This window comes from Streptomyces sp. CB01580, from assembly GCF_001905795.1.
Lineage (GTDB): Bacteria > Actinomycetota > Actinomycetes > Streptomycetales > Streptomycetaceae > Streptomyces.
Genome location: NZ_LIXJ01000001.1, coordinates 139,728 through 157,961, shown reverse-complemented (window position 1 = coordinate 157,961; position 18,234 = coordinate 139,728). Strand labels below are relative to the sequence as shown.

Genomic DNA, 18,234 nt, shown 5'->3' with positions numbered 1-18,234 from the left:
TCAGGACGTCACGGCGAGGTCGTCCGCGTGGACCGTGCCCTGCCCGTACCAGCCGTGCACATAGACGGTCACCTTGCCGGTCGAGCCGGTCGTGAACGTGACGGACTGCTTGGCGTAGCCGCTCGACGAGCCCCAGGTGCTTGCCGAGGCGTCGCCCCGCACTCCGAGGTGGCCGTAGCTGCCCTGGAGCCAACCGCTCAGCGTGTACGCGGTGTCGGGAGCCAGGGTGAGCGTCTGCGCACACTCGCCCGTCTGCGACGCGGTGGCCGCCACGGCGAGCGCGTGCCCGCCGCCGTGCACGGGCGTGGAGACGACCGAGCCACCGGACTCACAGGTCCAGGGACTCGGTGAACCCGTCTCGAAGTCGCCGTTCACCAGGGAGCCGGTGCCGCCGCCCGGACCGGACACGGTCAGGGTGAACGTCGCCGGGTGGCTGAGCGTGCCCGAGGCGCCGGTGACGGTGACCGGGTACGTGCCCGGTGCCGCGGACGCCGACGCGGCGAGCGTCAGCTTCGAGGTGCCGCCCGCGGTGACCGAGGCCGGGCTGAGCGCCGCGGTCACACCGGCGGGCAGCCCGCTCGCCGTCAGCGCCACGGTCTTCGCGGTGCCCGAGACCACCGCTGTGTTCACGGTCGCCGAGACGGAGGCGCCGGGGGCGACGGTGGCCGAACCGGGCGCGACGGACACCGAGTAGTCGTCCGTCACCGGACCCCCGCCACCCGTGAAGGGCGCGAAGGTGTGGGTGAAGTACCACGTGTCCTGGGCGATGCCGGAGCAGGTGTCGCTGCCGCCGGTGCCGGGGCAGCCTCCGTTGTCGCGCTGGAGCGCCCAGAACGACAGGGTATTGACCCCCTTGGACGCGGCCCAGTCGTACACCACGGGCGCGTCCGCCGTGGTGAACGTCTCGGCGGGGCCGTAGTCGTCGATGCCCGGCATCTCGATGATCCCGGTCATGCCCCACAGTTGCGCGTCGGTCTTCGACGGGTACAGCTCGGCCAGCTGGCCCTTGAGCCCGGTGATCGCCGTCCTGGTGTCCTGCGCCATGTTGTGCGCGGCACCGTCGTAGTAGTCGAACGTCATCAGGTTCACGACGTCGACCCGGGTGCCGTTGGACACGGCGTTCTCCAGCACCGCCAGACCGCTCTCGGCGAGTCCGCTCGTGGTGGTGGGCAGGGTGTAGGAGATCTGGAGCGGACGCCCGTCGGCGGCGGCCCACTCCTGCACCTTCTTGATCGCCTTGTTGCGGCGGTCGATTCCGGCGTTGTTCTCCAGCGAGTTGTCCTCGATGTCCATGTCGAGGCGGGACACGTCGTAGGTCGTGATGACCTTCTCGTACGCGGCGGCGATCGAGTCGACGCTGGAACAGCTGTCGGCGATCTCCGTGCCGCCGTTGTCGGCCGTGTAGCCGCCGAACGACGGGATCACGTCGCCGCCGCGCGAGCGGATGGTGGTGAAGTCGGCGCCGAACTGCGACTGCGCGATGGGCTGATCGGGGTCGCCGTTCCAGTACGGCGTGCAGGAGCCGCGCGCCTGCGTCTGGATGAAGGCCATGGTCAGGTACTTCGCACCGGACTGCTGCGAGAGCGCGGCCGGACTGTCTCCGGTCCACGACTCGAAGTACGGGGCGAAGACGTGCGCGGGCAGGGGAGTGGCGGCGGTCGCGGCGGCCTGCGCGCCGCCTCCCGATCCGAGGACCAGGCCGGCGGACGCGACGGTCGTCGCCAGAACACTCAGGAACGCACCGAGTGCGCGTGGACGTCTCATGGGGTCTGCTCCCAGCGGGGTGAGACAACGGGCGGATCGCAAGGCTCTGCCGCGCCCCGTCGAAGGGCGCGGCCCGTTCCTGTGAATCCCGGCCGGGGCCACAAGCCGCACGGCGAGGATCGGCCGCGAGGCATGCCCATGATTGGTCTGGACCAGCGCGCGGTCAACGTTCTTTGCCCTTTCATTTCCGATTGCTTGCCTGAATCGGCAACTCGCCATGAGAGAGCGGTAGTTGAAGCGAGCCCGTTCCTTCAGCGGATTGTGAGGGCGGAGGCGAGGTACGGAGCCGTACGGCTGCCCTCCGCGCGGGCGACCTCGGCGGGCAGGCCCGCCGCCACGATCCGCCCGCCCCGGTCGCCGCCGCCCGGCCCGAGGTCGATCACATGGTCGGCGCCCGCCACCACCGCCATGTCGTGCTCCACGACCACCACCGTGTCACCGGCGTCGACCAGGCCGTGCAACTGCCGCATCAGCACCTCGACATCGGCCGGATGCAGCCCCGTCGTCGGCTCGTCCAGCAGGTACACGGTGTGCCCCCGGCGGGTGCGCTGGAGCTCGGCGGCGAGCTTGATCCGCTGCGCCTCCCCGCCCGACAGCTCGGTGGCCGGCTGACCGAGCCGCAGATAGCCCAGGCCGACGTCGAGCAGCGTGCGCAGGCTGCGCTCGGCGGCGGGGGTCCCGGCGAAGAAGCCGGCCGCCGACTCCACCGTCAGATCCAGCACCTGCGCGATGTCGAGACCGCGCAGGGTGACCTCCAGGGTCTCCGGGTTGTACCGCGCGCCATGACAGTCCGGGCAGGGCGCGTACGTGCTGGGCAGGAAGAGCAGTTCCACCGAGACGAACCCCTCGCCCTGGCAGGTTTCGCACCGCCCGCCCGCCACGTTGAAGGAGAACCGCCCCGCCCGGTAGCCGCGCTCCCGCGCCGTGTCCGTTCCGGCGAACAGCTTGCGCACCACGTCGAACAGCCCCGTGTACGTGGCCAGATTGGACCGGGGAGTGCGGCCGATCGGCTTCTGGTCCACCTGCACGAGCCGGTCCACCGCCTCCACGCCCTCGACCGACGCGCACCCGGCCGCGGGCAGCGCTGCGGGCAAGTCGGACCTGGACCGCCGGTCGGCCAGCACACCGGCCAGCACCTGGCCCACCAGCGTCGACTTGCCCGATCCGGAGACACCGGTGACGGCCGTGAACACACCGAGCGGGAACGCGGCGTCCACGCCCCGCACGTTGTGCCGGTCGATCCCGCCCAGCCGCAGCCACCCCGACGGCGTACGCACCTCCCGCACCGCAGCGCGCCCGTCGCCGAAGAGGAAACGCCGGGTCGCCGACTCCGGTACGTCCGCCAGGCCCGCCGGCGGGCCGCTGTGCAGCACCCGCCCGCCGTGCTCGCCCGCCAGCGGCCCCACGTCCACGAGCCAGTCCGCCCGGCGCACCACGTCCATCTGGTGCTCCACGACGAACACCGAGTTCCCGGCCTCCTTCAGCCGGCCCAGGACCGTCAGCAACGACTCGGTGTCCGCCGGGTGCAGACCGGCCGACGGCTCGTCCAGCACATACACGACACCAAACAGTCCGGACCTCAACTGCGTGGCCAGCCGCAGCCGTTGAAGTTCCCCGGAGGACAGCGTCGGGGCCGTGCGGTCGAGGCTGAGATAGCCGAGGCCCAGCTCGGTGACCGTCTCGATCCGGGCCAGCAGGTCCGCCGTCAGCACCCGCGCCGTCTCGTCGCCGTCCGCCGCGTGCAGCACCTCGGCGAGCGAACCGAGCGGCAGCGCCGCGAGTTCGGCGATCGTGCGGCCGGCGAAGGTGACGGCCAGGGCCTCGGGCCGCAGCCGGCTGCCCTCGCACACCGGGCACGGCGAACCTGTCAGGAAGCGCTCGGCCTTGGCGCGCAGGGTGCGGCTCCTGGAATCCGCGAAGGTGTGCATCACATAGCGGCGGGCGCTCATGTACGTGCCCTGGTAAGGGCGTTGGATGCGCCCGGCCTCGCGCACGGGATGGACCGTCACCACCGGCTGTTCGTCGGTGAACAGGATCCACTCCCGGTCCCGCGCGTCCAGCTCGCGCCAGGGCCGGTCGATGTCGTACCCGAGCGCGTCCAGTACATCGCGCAGGTTCTTGCCCTGCCAGGCCCCCGGCCAGGCGGCGATCGCACCTTCCCGGATCGACCGCGAGGGGTCCGGCACCAGCAGTTGCTCGGTGGTGCGGTGGACCAGACCGAGACCGTGGCACTCCGGGCACGCCCCGGCGGCCGTGTTCGGGGAGAACGCGTCGGAGTCCAGCCGCTCCGCGCCCCGCGGGTACTCCCCGGCACGCGAGAACAGCATGCGCAACGAGTTGGAGAGCGTGGTCACCGTCCCGACCGAGGAACGCGCGCCGGGCGCCGATCGGCGCTGCTCCAGCGAGACGGCGGGCGGCAGCCCGGTGACCTCGCCGACCGCGGGCGCGCCGACCTGGTGGATCAGCCGCCGGGCGTACGGTGCGACCGATTCGAAGTAGCGGCGCTGCGCCTCCGCGTACAGGGTGCCGAACGCGAGGGAGGACTTCCCGGACCCCGAGACGCCGGTGAACACGGTGAGGGTGTCGCGCGGGATGTCGACCGACACGTCCTGGAGATTGTGCTCGCGGGCGCCGCGCACCCGGACGTACGGATCGTGGGCGGTGGGCATGGCGTCGGACTCCGTACGAATCGGATCAAGGCTGATGGATGCGAACAAACACTCCGATCCTAGGCGGATGCCGACGTGGTGCCGCGGGGGCACGGGGCCCGGCCCGGCGCCGGACGCCCGGGACGGCGCCGCGTCCGGGCACGGGGTGCCGGTGGACGGGGCGCGGTGTCCCGGGCGGGGAGGCGTGCGGGTACGGCCTTCAGCGTGAGGGGCGCAGGGCGCGCTTGAGGGGCCGGCCGACGGCGCTGCGGGCCCGCTGGTAGGTGGAGCGCTGGGTGGGAATCGCGGCCTTCTTCGCGAGCTGACGTTTGAGCTGGGTGTTCTGCGCGGTGAGCTCCGTCAGCTGCGTCTGCAGCCAGTTGAGACGATCCCCCATCGCGGCGGCGTCGTCGCCGTTCCACGGCCGGATGCCCGGGGGGAAGGCCAGGGCGCTCATCCGTGCCTCGAACGCCGCGCCGCCGTCGCCGTGGGAGAAGGTGTTCTCCAGGCCGTTCCTGTCCAGGAAGCCCGTGAACCGTTCGAACCGCTCCTGGTGACCGCGCCTGAGCGGTCCGAAGTCCGCCTCCGCGTACAGCTCGGCGGGGTCGATGTCGGTGGGCACCTTCGTCAGCATCCGGTGCGGGATGTCGAAGTAACGGCACAGTTCCAGGGTCCGGGAGTCGCCGCAGAGCACGGTGGCGGGGGTTCCGGCGAGGAGCGCCGCGATGTTGCCGTGGATGCGGGAGCCGAAGGAGAAGTCGAAGCCCCGCAGGTCGTTCATCCAGGTGACCGGATCGATGTAGACCCGGACCTTGTCCTCCTGGTACATGGGGTGGTCGGGGTGGGTGGGGATGCCGGTCACGGCGGCGTTGGGGTGGGACAGGTCGCGCCAGTGCAGCTGGCGCGCGTCGGAGAGGTTCTGGCCGACGAACCGGAGGTGGGGGTAGTGCGCGTGGGCGCGGTCGATGATCCGACCGAGCTTGTGCTTGCGCACCGCGTCGTGCGATCCGTTGACGGCGATCCGGGATCCGGGGCCGAGCGACCCGCCCTTCTCGCGGATGTCCAGCCGGGGGCCGTGGATGAACATCGAGGGGCAGCCGATGACGTCCACGTCACGGAAGCCCATGTCGCGCAGATACCGCTCGGTGAACTCGCCGCGCACGCCGATGGAGGCGCTGTGGTCGAGCACCGCCGATACGAACGCGTAGACCGTGTCCTTCATCGGACGCAGTCGCTCCGCCGAGTAGTCGACCCCGGTCTGGGCGCCCACGCCCGGGACGACGACCGGGATCCTCAGCTTGGTGATGAGCTGGGTCAGGCGTGCCAACTGCCGCTCGAAGGACGGGCGGAAGGCGTTGGCGAGCGGCACGACGAACACGTCGTACTCGCTGTTGATGCGCTCGGCGTCGGCGACCCGGGTGGCGATGCCGTTCGACACCACCTCCGCGCGCGGCGTCTCCAGGAGCTTGTGCGCGGCATCGCTGAAGATCAGATTGCCCGCGTTGGTGGCGAACACGTCCTCGTGCAGAGCACGCTCCACGGGGACGACGTCGTAGGGACTCTTCCCGGAACGCAGGAGTATTCGCTTCACATGTTGAACGTTGGATGCCACAAACCTGAATATAGCTTTACGAATGCGTCAGGTTCCATGCGCATCCTGCACAACTTTTTGCCAACCATACGGAACGCATGTACATGATCACACATCCGCGTGCGGGTGCGCGCGGTTCGTGGCGGACGGATCCGCGTGGCCGCCGTCGGCTCCCGGGGCTCGGCGGCGGCCCGGCTCCCCGGATCCGACGGCCCCTTTGGGCCCCGGGCCGGTCGGCGCCGACCGTACGCCGCGGCCCGCGCGCGGGCGTGCCGCCGCGGTCGGGCATCGCCTGGGCCCGATGCCCGACCCGCGGATGCTCCGGTGCGTGGAGACGCATCCCACACACCCCGGGTCCGGACCCGGTACGCCCGACGCGTCGGACCTGGAGGTGTACGAGCACGATCTGAGCGGCCGTCCGGTCGGGCCGTCGAAGGATCCGGCGCGGTCGCGGACCGATGGAGCCCGCGCTCCGTGACCCGGTGCGGACGATGCCCCGTGGCGGCGAGGACGGATGCCGGTCGAGCGCACGGCGCCGGGGAGGGAGAAGCTGGGCCGTGGCGTCGGCGGACCGTACCCGGTCGCGGTCGGACGTCCGAGGGTCGTGATCGCGTCTTGGACGTCCTCCGCTTCCGGACGCGACGCCGCTCGTGGTCGGCCCGGTCCGGTCGCGGCGTCGGCCCCTGCACGTCGCCACATGGGTCGTACCGGCGCTCCTGGGTGCGTCGCCGATCTGATGTGATGGAACGGTGAGAGACGACCACCGGCCCCTGGCCGTATTCGACTTGGACGGAACGCTCGCGGACACCGGCCGCCGCCAATACCACCTGGAAGGGGCCCGGCGCGACTGGAACGCCTTCTTCGCCGCGGCCGTCGACGATCCGCCGCTCCCCGAGGGCGTACGACTCGTCCTGGACAGCGCCGATGAGTGCGAGATCGGGTACCTCACCGGGAGGCCCGAGCGGTGCCGCCGGGGCACCCTGGCCTGGTTGGCCGAACACGGGCTGCCCGAGGGGAAGTTGTACATGCGCCGCAACGACGACCGCAGGCCCGCCCGGCACACCAAGCTGGACGTCCTGAAGCGGCTGGGCCGCGAGCGCGAGGTGCGGATGCTGGTCGACGACGACGAACTCGTCTGCGATGCGGCGGAACGGGCCGGCTTCGCGGTGGTGCGGGCCGATTGGGGCGCGGTGTCGCCCGCACTCATGGACGCGCAGGAGGGTCAGGGGCGCACCTGACCTTCGAGGGTCCCGGTGATCCGTGCCCCGGCGGTGGCGGACGTCCGGTGTCCGGGCGGTCTCCGCCGGTCGGTGCGCCGACGGGCCCCGCCGGTCGTGGTGGTTCAGCTTGGTTCGTCGAGTCGGAAGCCTACTTTCAGTCCCACCTGATAGTGCTCGATCCGGCCATTCCTGATCTCTCCGCGAACCTCGGTGATCTCGAACCAGTCGAGATTGTGCAACGTTTCCGAGGCCCGTGCGACACCTCTGCGGATGGCGTCATCGACGCCCTCATGGGAGGTTCCCACGATCTCGGTGACTCGATACGTGTGGTTTGACATGCTTTGTCTCCTCTCGTTTCTACCAAGGTGCCCCACCCTGCCCGGGTACGCGAGAGATTGGTGTGCAGAATGTGATGAACGGGGCTTGACCGAATCAATGGTCCATACCAAAATCCAGCCACGCCCGTGCGAGCACCGCCCGCAATCCCCCACACCGGGTTCTGAATTTCGTCGTGCCGATTCACAGAAGGTGAACCTGGTGAAGAACCGCATGCTCGTCGGAGCCGTCGCGCTCGTTTCCGCTGTCGCGCTGAGCGGGTGCGGAATCATCTCCGGCGCGGACGCGTCCGGCAACAAGAAGGTCACGATCTGGCTGATGAAGAACAGTGTGTCAGCCGATTTCCTCAAGCGCTTCACGAAGGCGTACGAGGACGAGCACCCCTCGGTGGAGCTGGAGTTCAAGATCCAGAGCTGGACCGGCATCGGTTCGAAGGTCATGGACGCGCTCAAGGGCAAGGGCACCCCGGACGTCATCGAGGTCGGCAACACCCAGGTGTCCCAGTACGCGGAGAGCGGCGGTCTGCGCGACCTCACGCTGGAGTCCGTGCGCGACCTGGGCGGCGCGGACTGGCTGCCCGGACTCGCCGACCCCGGCAGCATCGACGGGGTCCAGTACGGAATTCCGTGGTACGCGGCCAATCGAGTGGTGATCTACAACAAGGATCTCTTCGAGCAGGCCGGTATCGAATCCCCGCCGAAGACCAGGGACGAGTGGATCGCGGACACCGAGAAGCTCGACCGGAACGGCGACCAGGGCATCTACCTCGCCGGCCAGAACTGGTACGTACTCGCCGGATTCATCTGGGACGAGGGCGGCGAGCTCGCCTACGACGGCTCCGGCACGTGGGAAGGCACCCTGGACAGCCCCGAGGCGCTGCGCGGCATGGGCTTCTACAAGAAGCTCCAGGCGCTCGGCGACGGCCCGAAGGACTCGGACGAGGCGAAGCCCCCGCAGGCCGAGGTCTTCGCCAAGGGCGACGTCGGGCAGATCATCGCGGTGCCCGGTGACGCCGAGCAGATCGAGCGGCTCAACCCCGAACTCAAGGGGAAACTGGGCTACTTCCCGATACCGGGCAAGACCGCGAAGGCACCCGGTTCGGTGTTCACCGGCGGGTCCGACCTGATCGTTCCGCAGAAGGCGGAGCAGCGGACCGAGGGCATCGAGGTGGTCAAGGCACTGGCGAGCCGCGCGTGGCAGGAGGAGCTCGCCAAGGAAATGAGCTACGTCCCCAACAAGCCGGAACTCGCGCACGTCATCGAAGGACAGCCGGGTACGGCGGCGATGGCGCGCGGCGCGGCGAAGGGACGCGCCACGCCCAACTCGCCCCAGTGGGCCGACGTCGAGGCCCACAACCCGATCAAGCCGTACATGACGGCCGTCCTGGAGGGCGGCGACGCGGAGAAGGCGGCGAGGGTCGCCTCGGAGAAGATCTCCGACCTGCTCGCGGGCAGCTGACCGACGCGTGAGCGGCCCGGACGTCACCGGGCCGCGCACGGCGGTGCGTACGCCCGCGGCTCTCGCGCCCACGGGACGTACCTCTCCGCCCCCGCGTCCCCGGCGCGCACCCACCGGGACGCGCTTCCCCTCGCCCCGCGTCCGCGCGGCGGCAGCCCGCGTCGGGGGCGCTCGGGGCACCCGGCCGGTGGACACACGGATCCGGCCGCACCCGGGATTCAGCCGCCGCACATCCGGGCTCTCCCATCCGGTCATGTCGAATCCAGCCGGTCACGGAAGAAGTAAGGGGCCGGGCCCTCGCAGCGGTGCGACGGTGCCCGGCGGCCGCCCTTGCCGATCCGTCATCGGAGTCCGTCATGAACGCGCTGCCCGTCACCTTCCCGCCCACCGCCCCCGTCGTCCCGGCGCAGCCCACACCTTCGACCGCACCGCGCTACCGGGTCTCCCTCGCCGCGGACCAGGAGGAGGTGCGCGCGGCCCAGCGCCTGCGCCACCTGGTCTTCGCGGGTGAACTCGGCGCCCGGCTGGAAGGCTGCGAACCCGGCCTGGACAGCGACGCGTTCGACGCCTACTGCGACCATCTGCTGGTCCGGGAGCGGTCCACCGGCGACGTCGTCGCCACGTACCGCGTGCTGCCGCCCGACCGGGCACGCATCGCCGGACGGCTCTACGCGGAGGGCGAGTTCGACCTCGGCCGCCTCGCCCCGATCCGCGACGACCTCGTCGAGGTCGGCCGGTCCTGTGTCCACCCGGCCCACAGGGACGGCGCCGTCATCGCGCTGATCTGGGCCGGACTCGCCCGCTACATGCAGCGCACCGGCCACGACTGGCTGGCCGGCTGCTGCTCCATACCCCTGGCCGACGGCGGTGTCGCGGCGGCCGGGGCGTGGGAGACCGTACGCACCAAGTACCTGGCCCCCGAGGACCTTTGGGTCACACCCCACCGGCTCTGGCAGCCCGACACGGCGGTCGCCGGACGCGCGGACCTGCCCACGGGACTCAGCACACTCCCGCCCCTGCTGCGCGGCTATCTGCGGCTCGGCGCGCGGGTGTGCGGGGCGCCCGCCCACGACACCGACTTCAACGTCGCCGACCTGTACGTCCTGCTCTCGCTGAGCAGCACCGACCCGCGCTACCTGCGCCACTTCCTCTCGCTCGCCCCGCTGCGATGAACCCCTGGCTGCCCGCCGCGCCCTGCACTCCGCGCGCCTGCGCCGCACACAAGGGCCCCACCCGGCCGCGCCCGCTGGCCGTGGCCCTGCTGTGCGCCGGCTGCGCGCTCCTCCTGGCCGGGGCGCTGTGCGCCCCTCTCGCGCTGCTGCTCGGTCCTGCGCGGCGGGAGCGGCTGATCCGCCGTTGGTCGCACGGGATCGTACGGGCCTTCGGCGTACGCGTGCGGATCACCGGCGGTCCGGTGCCGTCCCCGGGCGTGCCCGGGGCGCCGGGCACACTCGTCGTCGCCAACCACATCTCCTGGCTGGACGTCCCCCTCGTCGCGGCCGTGTTCCCCGGCCGGATGCTGGCCAAGCGCGAGATAGGGGACTGGCCGCTGCTCGGCCCGCTCGCTGCCGCGGGCGGCACCCTCTTCGTCGACCGCGACCGGCTGCGGACCCTGCCCGGCACCGTGCACGAGATAGCGGCGGCGCTGCGCGACGGCTCCCGGGTCGTCGCCTACCCGGAGGGCACGACCTGGTGCGGGCGGGGCGGCGGCCGGTTCGGCCCCGCCGTGTTCCAGGCCGCGATCGACGCGCACGCCGAGATCCGGCCCGTACGCATCAGCTACCGGACCGGGCCGCCGCGCGACGTCCCGCACGGCGGCCGGGCGCCGGCACCCGACGGGTCCGCGCCGGCGGAGCGCCCCGCCCCGGCCGGCGCGGCCGCGTTCGTCGGCGACGATCCGCTCATGACCTCGCTGTGGCGGGTGGTGACGTCCGCCGGACTGACCGCCGAGGTCCACGTCCTGCCGCCGCTTTCGGCCGACGCCCCGCGGGACCGTGGGACCCTGGCCCGACTCGCTCAGACGGCCGTCGCCAACGACAGCGCGAACCGCTCACCGGAATCCGTCCACCACTGATCCAGCCGCAGCCCGGCCCCGGCGAGCTCCGCACGGACACCCTCCTCGCGGAACTTGGCCGACACCTCCGTACGCATCTCCTCACCCGCCTCGAAGGGCACCACCAGGTCGAGGGCCGGGATCTTCACCGTCAGCGCCGAACGGGCCCGCAGCCGCATCTCGATCCACTCCCGCTCCGGATCCCACAGCGCCACGTGCTCGAAGTCCGCCGGGTCGAAGTCCGCGCCCAGCTCCCGGTTGACGACCCGCAGCACGTTTCTGTCGAACTCGGCCGTCACCCCCGCCGCGTCGTCGTACGCGGCGACCAGCACCTTCTCGTCCTTCACCAGATCCGTGCCCAGCAGCAGCGCGTCGCCGGGGGAGAGCAGGGACCGCACCGACCTCAGGAACACCGCCCGCTCGGCCGGCAGCAGATTGCCGATCGTGCCGCCCAGGAACGCGACCAACCGCGGCCCCGGGGTCCCCGGCAGCGCCAGACCGCCCGTGAAGTCGGCGATCAGCGCGTGCACGGAGAGCTCGGTCCGCTGCGCCAGCAGCGTCTCGGCCGCGCCGCGCAACGCGCTCTCGCTCACGTCGACCGGTACGTAGCTGTGCAGCCCGGGCAGCGCGTCCAGCAGGTGCCGGGTCTTGTCCGACGAGCCCGACCCCAGCTCGATCAGGGTCCGCGCCCCGGAGACCCGGGCGATCTCCTCGGCGCGGTCGATGAGGATCTCCCGCTCGGCACGGGTCGGGTAGTACTCGGGGAGCCGGGTGATCTCCTCGAAGAGTTCGCTGCCGTGCGCGTCGTAGAACCACTTGGGCGGCAGCGTCTTCGGGCAGCGGGTCAGGCCGTGCAGCACGTCGGCGCGCAGCGCCGCGTCCGTCGCGTCCTCCGGCAGGGTGCGGGTCAGCAGGAAGGGGCTCACTGGGTCGGCTCCTTGAGCGGGGTCAGCAGAAGGTCGGCGCGGCTCGCCGTCAGCAGCGTCCGGTCGGGGACCTCGCGCCAGCGCGGGTCGTCGTCGTACGGCTCCGAGGCGACGACCGTGCGCGGACCGGGGCCGGTGAGGTACCACAGGGTGTCGCCCCAGGCCGTCGCCACGATCGAGGTGCCGTCGGTCAGCAGCAGGTTCAGGCGTGAGCCGGGCGCGGCCGACGCCACGTCGAGCACGGTGTCGGCCACCGCCTGCGGCAGGGGGTCCCCGTCGGCCAGGCGGTGTTGCACGAGGGCCCAGACCAGGGCCGAGTCGCAGCGGGCGGTCAGGGACAGCAGCTCGGCCGGTGGCAGTGCGGCGGCGAGCGACGCCACGGAGCCGGGCCAGCCCTTCACCGCGCCGTTGTGACTGAACAGCACCTCGCCGGCGGCGAACGGTGCGGCGGCGGCCTCCCCGTCGGCACCGGCCTCGGTCGCGTCGCGCACCGCGGCCAGCAGCGCGGTGGTGCGCACCACCCGGGCCAGATCGGCGAACGTCTCGTCGCCCCAGACGGGGCCCGCGCGCCGGTACCGGCCCGGCACCGGGTCGCCGTCCGCGTACCAGCCGACGCCGAAACCGTCGGCGTTGACCGTCCCGTGCCGTTGACGGCGCGGCGCCCAGGACTGGCGCACCAGGCCGTGCGGCGGCCGGGTCAGCACCTCGCCGAGCGCCATCGACGGCCCCAGAAAGGCGATATGACGGCACATCACGCATCCCTCGCGGTGCGGAAACCGGAGAAGATCTGACGCCGCACCGGCAGGTCCCAGTTGCGGAACGTCCCCCGGCACGCCACGGGATCCACGGCGAACGAACCGCCCCGCAGCACCTTGTGGGCCGGTCCGAAGAACACCTCGGAGTACTCGCGGTACGGGAACGCGGAGAAGCCCGGGTACGGCAGGAAGTCGCTCGCCGTCCACTCCCACACGTCGCCGATCAGCTGCCGCACGCCCAGGGCCGACTGCCCGGCCGCGTAGGCGCCCGCCGGAGCCGGGCGCAGATGGCGCTGGCCCAGGTTGGCCCGCTCCGGGGCCGGACCCTCGTCGCCCCACGGATAGCGCCGTGAACGCCCCGACGCAGGGTCGTGGCGCGCCGCCTTCTCCCACTCCGCCTCCGAGGGGAGCCGGCGCCCCGCCCAGCGGGCGTAGGCGTCCGCCTCGTACCAGCTGACGTGGAGCACGGGTTCGCGCTCGGGCACCGGCTCGGTCACGCCGAAGCGGCGGCGCAGCCACTGACCGGCGTCCCGGTACCAGAACAGCGGGGCGGTCAGCTCGTGCTCGCGGACCATCGCCCAGCCCTCCGGGGCCCACCAGCGCTGCTGCGCGTAGCCGCCGTCCTCGACGAAACGCAGGTACGCGCCGCAGGTGACCGGGGTGGTGTCGATGAAGAACGCCGGTACGTCGCGCACATGGGCGGGGCACTCGTTGTCCAGGGCCCACGGCTCGGTCGACGTGCCCATCGTGAACGGGCCGCCCTCGACCTGGACTTCGGGGGACGAGGGGCCCGCGTCGGTGGGCGCGGGCGGTTTCGGAGCGGTGAGCACCGCCGGACCGGACCGGAGCTGATGGGTGATCAGCATCGTCTCGTCGTGCTGCTGTTCGTGCTGGGCGATCATGCCGAACGCGAACCCGGAGCGGAGCAGCGGACGGTCGTCGCGCAGCACCGCACCGTCGAGGACGTCCAGCGCGCGGTCCCGCACCTCCGCGGTGTACGAGCGGGCCTCGGCGGGCGGCAGCAACGGCAGCGAGGGCCGGGTCGCCCGGGGGTGCTGGAAGGCGTCGTACAGCCCGTCGATCTCCGGGCGCATCGCCTCCCGGCCCGCCACCGCGCGCAGCAGCCACAGCTCCTCCTGGTTGCCGATGTGCGCGAGGTCCCAGACCAGTGGGGACATCAACGGCGAGTGCTGTGCGGTCAGTTCGTGGTCGTCCACGCTGTCGGTGAGCAGCGTGGTCCGTTCCCGGGCGGCGAGCAGCGCGGCCAGGGCGCGCTCGCGGAGCCTCTCGGTGTCCATGGGTTTTGTCCGGTCCGGCCCGGCCGAGGGGGCGGGGCGGGACGTGTCGGGTGCGGGGGAGTGGGTCATGAGCGGTGTCCCTCGAAGTGGCCGGAGCCCTCCGCCGGTCGCGGCGCGAGCAGCACGGGAAGATCGTCGGCCGGGCAGCGGCCCCGCGCGACGAAGCGGTCGTCGAACTCCGCGACCGCGTCCCGCACGGCCGTGGTCGCCCCGATCCGGGGCAGTGCCTCCAGCGCGGCCTCGAAGCAGACGGTGGCCGCCGCGCGCAACTCCGGGTCGCTCAGCCCGTCACGGGCCGCGGCCACCCACAACGGATTGCGCGGGGCGGGCCTCGGCCCCGCCGTCTCGGCGAGCGGCTTGACGGCGCGGTACACCGTCTCGGCGGCCTCCGGATCGTCGAACACGGCGGTCGTGACGGCGAGCGGCACCAGCCATCCGTCCGTGCCGGACTGTGCGTCGATCATGCGCAGTTCGAGATGCCCACGCGGGCGCACCGGCGGGAAGAGGGTGCTGATGTGGTAGTCGAGATCGGCACGCACCGGAGGTCTCGGAGCGCCGGTGCGGATCCACTCGCGGAAGGTCAGACCGTCCGGCACGGCCCACGGCCCGGTGTCGTCCCGGACGCACATCACCGGCGAGTCCAGGACGTGCGCCGCCCAGGCGTGGCGGGGCGGCAGGTGGCCGGTCGGGGCCAGCGAGCGCCGCGGATCGAGCTCGGCCCACAGCGACTGCCGGGCGGACCGCCACGGTGTGCGACGGCCCCGGCGCAGGGGCGAGTTGGCGAAGGCCGCCACCAGTACCGCACCCAGCAGGTGGGCCAGCTGCCAGCGTCGCGCGTAGCCCAGTGGGCCGGGTTCCTCCTCCCCGGCGTCCAGGCAGACCTGGACGGACGCGGTGGTGCACATCATGGCGCGCCCGGCCGGGCCCGACCGGTCCAGGGAGATCTCCATGGCGTCGTAGCGCGGCTCGCGCAGCACGCGGCGAGGGGGATGCCAGGGGTCGAGACCGAGCCCCACCGGCGCGAGACCCAGCCCGTCCAGGGCGCCGCGCACGGCGGCGAGGTCGGCGGAGGTGGCCTCCACACAGGCCATCAGGGAGTTCGCGGGCCGCGAGCTGAGCTCCAGCTGGCCACCGGGTTCGAAAGTGAGAGCCGCGCTCAGGGGCAGCTCCCGCAAGGCCGCGCGGGCGGCGTCGAGACGTTCGGGCGGGACCGGGACGCGAGGCCGGTCCCGGTGGTGGATGAGCCATTCGAGTTCGACCCCGAGGGTGCGGGGCGGCCCGGTCTTGAAACAGATGCAACGCAGTAAGTCCTCCGCCCCGCCCTCGTCGAGGGGCGGGGCATGGACGGGCGGACCGTGGTCGCCCGATACGCCGTCGGATGACATGCCGGGACCTCCTTCTGCTCGGTTCGTCCGCACCACCCAAACCCTTGCGGAGGGATCGCACAAGAGTGCCCTTCCGCATCGGAAATTCGATTGCGCGGGTGCCCCGGGAGCGACGACGATGCCCGGTATGCACCACACGGGGGAGTATCGATGAGCGCACGGCTGCGCGCCATCGCGCGCGAGACCGAGGACATCGTGGCGGCCGGCCGCTACCGCACGCCGGACGGACGCGAGGTGGACCTCGGGCGCGCCGTCGCGGCCGCGCTCTCGGGAACCCGGCTGTACGGTCCGCAGCCGGTGCCCGTCGCGGCACTCGACACCGACCGCACCCCCGCCATCGAGGTGACCGACGAGAGCAGTCTGCGGGCGGCGCACCGGATGACCGGCGAGGCCCCCGGCAGGATCGCCGTCCTCAACTACGCCTCCGCCCGTAACCCCGGTGGCGGTTACCTCAACGGTGCACAGGCCCAGGAGGAGGCCCTGTGCCGCGCGTCGGCCCTCCACGCCACACTGCTGCGCGCGCCCGAGTACTACGCCCGTCACCGCGCGGAGCGCAGCGCCCTCTACACCGACCGGGTGATCCACTCACCGGGCGTGCCCGTCTTCCGCGACGACCGGGGGCGGTTGCTCGACACCCCGTACACCGTCGGTTTCCTCACCTCCCCGGCGCCCAACGCCGGGGTCGTCCGGGACCGCACCCCCGAGGAGGCCCACCGTATCCCCGCCGTCCTCGCCTCCCGCGCCGAACGCGTCCTGGAGGTGGCGGCGGTGCGCGGCTACCGCAGGCTGGTGCTGGGCGCCTGGGGCTGCGGTGTGTTCCGCAACGATCCGGAGCAGGTGGCCCGGGCGTTCCGGTCGCTGCTCCTGGACGGCGGGCGGTTCGCCGGGCACTTCGAGCAGATCGTCTTCGGCATCCTCGACCGTGCCCCGAATTCCGCCCCCCGGTCCGCCTTCGCGCGGGTGTTCGGCGGTCAGTGCCAGCCGTAGCGCTCCCGCAGCCGGCCGACGACCCGGTCGAACCGCTCGCGGTCCAGGGCGCACGCCTCGCGCCGCATCCCGTCCTCGTGCACCCGCAGCACGCGGTCCAGATCGACCCAGGACGGCCGACCGGAGCCGTCCCACGGCCCGGACCCGAGTGCCACCCACTCCCGGTCCATGTCGTGCTGTTTGCTGGACAGTTGCACGGCGAGGAGGGTGCCCGCCGCCTCCCGCGCCACCACCAGCACGGGGCGGTCCTTGCCCCGCCCGTCGTTCTCCTCGAACGGCACCCAGGTCCAGACGATCTCCCCCGGGTCCGGCTCCCCGTCCCGGTCGGGAGCGTACGAGGTGCGGACCGCGCCCACGTCGCGCGGGTCGGCCTCACGGGTCGCGAAGGGGCCGGTGCGGCCGGGGACGATGGCCGCGTCGTCGGTGTGGTCGTCATGGCGCTGTGCGTTCATCCCCACACCGTAGAACCCGACCCGGACCGTCCGGCGGGCGGGGCCGCGGAACGGGTCGGCCCGGCGGTGCCCCGTATCCGACGGGGCGTCAAGTCGGCGCGATCGGACCGCCCCCGGGCCCCGGGTCTGCGAGACTGCCCGACGCCATGAGCCAGTTACCGAAGCAACCCACCGAGGGCCCCGTCCCGACCAGCGCAGATGTGGCACGACTCGCCGGCGTCTCGCGGGCCACCGTGTCGTACGTACTGAACGACACCACGACCGTGCGGATCAGCGAGCCCACCCGGCGTCGGGTCCGGGCGGCCGCCACCGAACTCGGCTACGTCCCGCACGCCGCCGCCCGCAGCCTGCGCGCGGGGCACAGCCGCACCGTGCTGCTGCCCACCGTCGACCTCCCGGCCGGCCCGCTCCACCACCGCTTCCTGTGCGAACTGGAATCCGGTCTGCGCGGCCTCGACTACACCGTGGTCCAGTACGGCAGCACCGGCCTGGGCGCCGACGAGGCGGCCCTCGCCTGGGCCGAACTGCGCCCCGTCGCCGTCGTCGCGCCCGGCACCATCGCCCTCACCCCGCAGGGCATATCCACGCTCCGGCGATCGGGGGCCAGAGCCGTCGTCACCCTCGGCCCACGACCGGTGGCCGGTGCCCACGCGCTCGTCATGGACCAGCGGGAGATCGGCGGCCGGGCCGTCGGCCATCTGCTGACCCGCGGCCGCCGCCGCATCGGCGTGATCATGCCGGAGGACCAGGGCCTCGCCCCGTACGCCGAACCCCGGCTCTCCGGGGCCCGGCACGCCGTACGGAACCACGCGGCCCTCGTCGAACCCCTGCCGCTGCGGTACGAGGAGGACTCCGCCGTCCGGCTCGCCGCCCGCTGGCGCGCCCTGCGGCTCGACGCCGTGTTCGCGTACGACGACGCCTACGCCATGCTCCTGATGCGGGCGCTCCAGGACGCCGGGGTCGATGTGCCCGGCGAGACGGCGGTGATCGGCGCCGACGACCTGATGCTCGGCCGACTGCTGCGGCCCCGGCTGAGCACCGTACGGACCGAAGCGGCCACGGCCCAGCCGCTCGCGGACCTCGTCGACCGGCTGGTGCGGCAGCCCGGCGGCGCCCCCGAATACCACGACCTGCTCAGGGCCGAGGCGGTCCACCGCGAATCCAGTTGAACCCGCCCGCCTCCCCGGGCCGCCACGCGCGGGCCGGGGAGCGCGCCCGCCCCGGGGAAGCGGCGACGTGCGCACCGCGCGCCGCTTGCCCAACGACCTCGCCGCGTTGTCGGAACGCCCGCATACGTCCGGCATGCGGGCGCCCCTCCGCCTTGCGATGCACCGCATCCGACGCCGCGCGCCGATCCACCA

Annotated in this window: 15 protein-coding genes; 6 read left to right on the top strand and 9 right to left on the bottom strand. The window is 72.5% G+C overall.

The window, feature by feature from the left end; translation table 11 throughout:
* From AMK22_RS00525 to AMK22_RS00515, 3 genes are all read right to left on the bottom strand, one after another.
* A complete protein-coding gene (locus tag AMK22_RS00525) occupies nucleotides 1-1,764 on the bottom strand; it encodes a glycosyl hydrolase family 18 protein (protein WP_073781191.1) in 1,764 nt (587 codons plus the stop codon).
* Between the two features lie 251 nt (nucleotides 1,765-2,015).
* Nucleotides 2,016-4,433, bottom strand: coding sequence for an excinuclease ABC subunit UvrA (gene uvrA, locus AMK22_RS00520; protein ID WP_073781190.1), 2,418 nt, complete (start codon nucleotides 4,431-4,433; stop codon nucleotides 2,016-2,018).
* Nucleotides 4,434-4,632: 199 nt separating this feature from the next.
* Nucleotides 4,633-6,003: a polysaccharide pyruvyl transferase family protein gene (locus AMK22_RS00515; protein ID WP_073781189.1), complete on the bottom strand. Its 1,371-nt coding sequence runs from the start codon at nucleotides 6,001-6,003 to the stop codon at nucleotides 4,633-4,635.
* Nucleotides 6,004-6,752: 749 nt separating this feature from the next.
* On the opposite strand from AMK22_RS00515, the gene AMK22_RS00505 reads away from it, so the two are divergent.
* Nucleotides 6,753-7,241 carry a phosphatase domain-containing protein gene (locus AMK22_RS00505; protein ID WP_073781187.1) on the top strand — a complete coding sequence of 163 codons (489 nt, stop codon included), beginning with the start codon at nucleotides 6,753-6,755 and terminating at the stop codon, nucleotides 7,239-7,241.
* 104 nt (nucleotides 7,242-7,345) lie between these two features.
* On the opposite strand, the gene AMK22_RS00500 is transcribed toward AMK22_RS00505, so the two are convergent.
* Nucleotides 7,346-7,561, bottom strand: coding sequence for a dodecin (locus AMK22_RS00500; RefSeq protein ID WP_073781186.1), 216 nt, complete (start codon nucleotides 7,559-7,561; stop codon nucleotides 7,346-7,348).
* A 199-nt stretch (nucleotides 7,562-7,760) separates the two neighbouring features.
* On the opposite strand from AMK22_RS00500, the gene AMK22_RS00495 reads away from it, so the two are divergent.
* The 3 genes from AMK22_RS00495 to AMK22_RS00485 all read left to right on the top strand — a co-directional run bounded on the left by AMK22_RS00495 (nucleotide 7,761) and on the right by AMK22_RS00485 (nucleotide 11,091).
* A complete protein-coding gene (locus AMK22_RS00495) occupies nucleotides 7,761-9,017 on the top strand; it encodes an extracellular solute-binding protein (protein ID WP_073781185.1) in 1,257 nt (418 codons plus the stop codon).
* Between the two features lie 356 nt (nucleotides 9,018-9,373).
* The gene (locus AMK22_RS00490; protein WP_073781184.1) at nucleotides 9,374-10,189 is read left to right on the top strand and encodes a GNAT family N-acetyltransferase; all 816 of its coding nucleotides are present in this window, start codon (nucleotides 9,374-9,376) and stop codon (nucleotides 10,187-10,189) included.
* Nucleotides 10,186-11,091 carry a lysophospholipid acyltransferase family protein gene (locus AMK22_RS00485; protein ID WP_073781183.1) on the top strand — a complete coding sequence of 302 codons (906 nt, stop codon included), beginning with the start codon at nucleotides 10,186-10,188 and terminating at the stop codon, nucleotides 11,089-11,091. The genes AMK22_RS00490 and AMK22_RS00485 overlap by 4 nt, the downstream gene beginning before the upstream one ends.
* Here the strand turns inward: AMK22_RS00485 and egtD are convergent.
* From egtD to egtA, 4 genes are read right to left on the bottom strand one after another with little or no spacing between them, the layout of a single operon-like run.
* Complete coding sequence (egtD, locus tag AMK22_RS00480; protein ID WP_073781182.1) at nucleotides 11,034-11,996, bottom strand: L-histidine N(alpha)-methyltransferase; 963 nt, start codon at nucleotides 11,994-11,996, stop codon at nucleotides 11,034-11,036. The two genes, AMK22_RS00485 and egtD, sit on opposite strands and share 58 nt — an antisense overlap.
* Nucleotides 11,993-12,748 (bottom strand): ergothioneine biosynthesis protein EgtC, encoded by a 756-nt coding sequence (gene egtC, locus AMK22_RS00475; protein WP_073781181.1) that lies wholly within the window; start codon nucleotides 12,746-12,748, stop codon nucleotides 11,993-11,995. Before egtC ends, egtD begins: the two co-directional genes overlap by 4 nt.
* Nucleotides 12,748-14,118, bottom strand: coding sequence for an ergothioneine biosynthesis protein EgtB (egtB, locus tag AMK22_RS00470; RefSeq protein WP_073781180.1), 1,371 nt, complete (start codon nucleotides 14,116-14,118; stop codon nucleotides 12,748-12,750). The genes egtC and egtB overlap by 1 nt, the downstream gene beginning before the upstream one ends.
* Nucleotides 14,115-15,434 carry an ergothioneine biosynthesis glutamate--cysteine ligase EgtA gene (gene egtA / locus AMK22_RS00465; protein ID WP_073781179.1) on the bottom strand — a complete coding sequence of 440 codons (1,320 nt, stop codon included), beginning with the start codon at nucleotides 15,432-15,434 and terminating at the stop codon, nucleotides 14,115-14,117. The genes egtB and egtA overlap by 4 nt, the downstream gene beginning before the upstream one ends.
* Nucleotides 15,435-15,584: 150 nt before the next feature.
* Between egtA and AMK22_RS00460 the strand changes: the two genes are divergently transcribed.
* Entirely contained in the window at nucleotides 15,585-16,421 is an 837-nt protein-coding gene (locus AMK22_RS00460; protein ID WP_073781178.1) for a TIGR02452 family protein, read from the top strand.
* Here the strand turns inward: AMK22_RS00460 and AMK22_RS00455 are convergent.
* The gene (locus AMK22_RS00455; RefSeq protein WP_073781177.1) at nucleotides 16,406-16,873 is read right to left on the bottom strand and encodes a type II toxin-antitoxin system PemK/MazF family toxin; all 468 of its coding nucleotides are present in this window, start codon (nucleotides 16,871-16,873) and stop codon (nucleotides 16,406-16,408) included. The genes AMK22_RS00460 and AMK22_RS00455 overlap by 16 nt on opposite strands.
* Nucleotides 16,874-17,019: 146 nt before the next feature.
* Between AMK22_RS00455 and AMK22_RS00450 the strand changes: the two genes are divergently transcribed.
* On the top strand, nucleotides 17,020-18,042 hold the full coding sequence (locus AMK22_RS00450; RefSeq protein WP_073781176.1) for a LacI family DNA-binding transcriptional regulator: 1,023 nt from the start codon (nucleotides 17,020-17,022) through the stop codon (nucleotides 18,040-18,042).
* The last annotated feature ends 192 nt before the right edge of the window (nucleotides 18,043-18,234 follow it).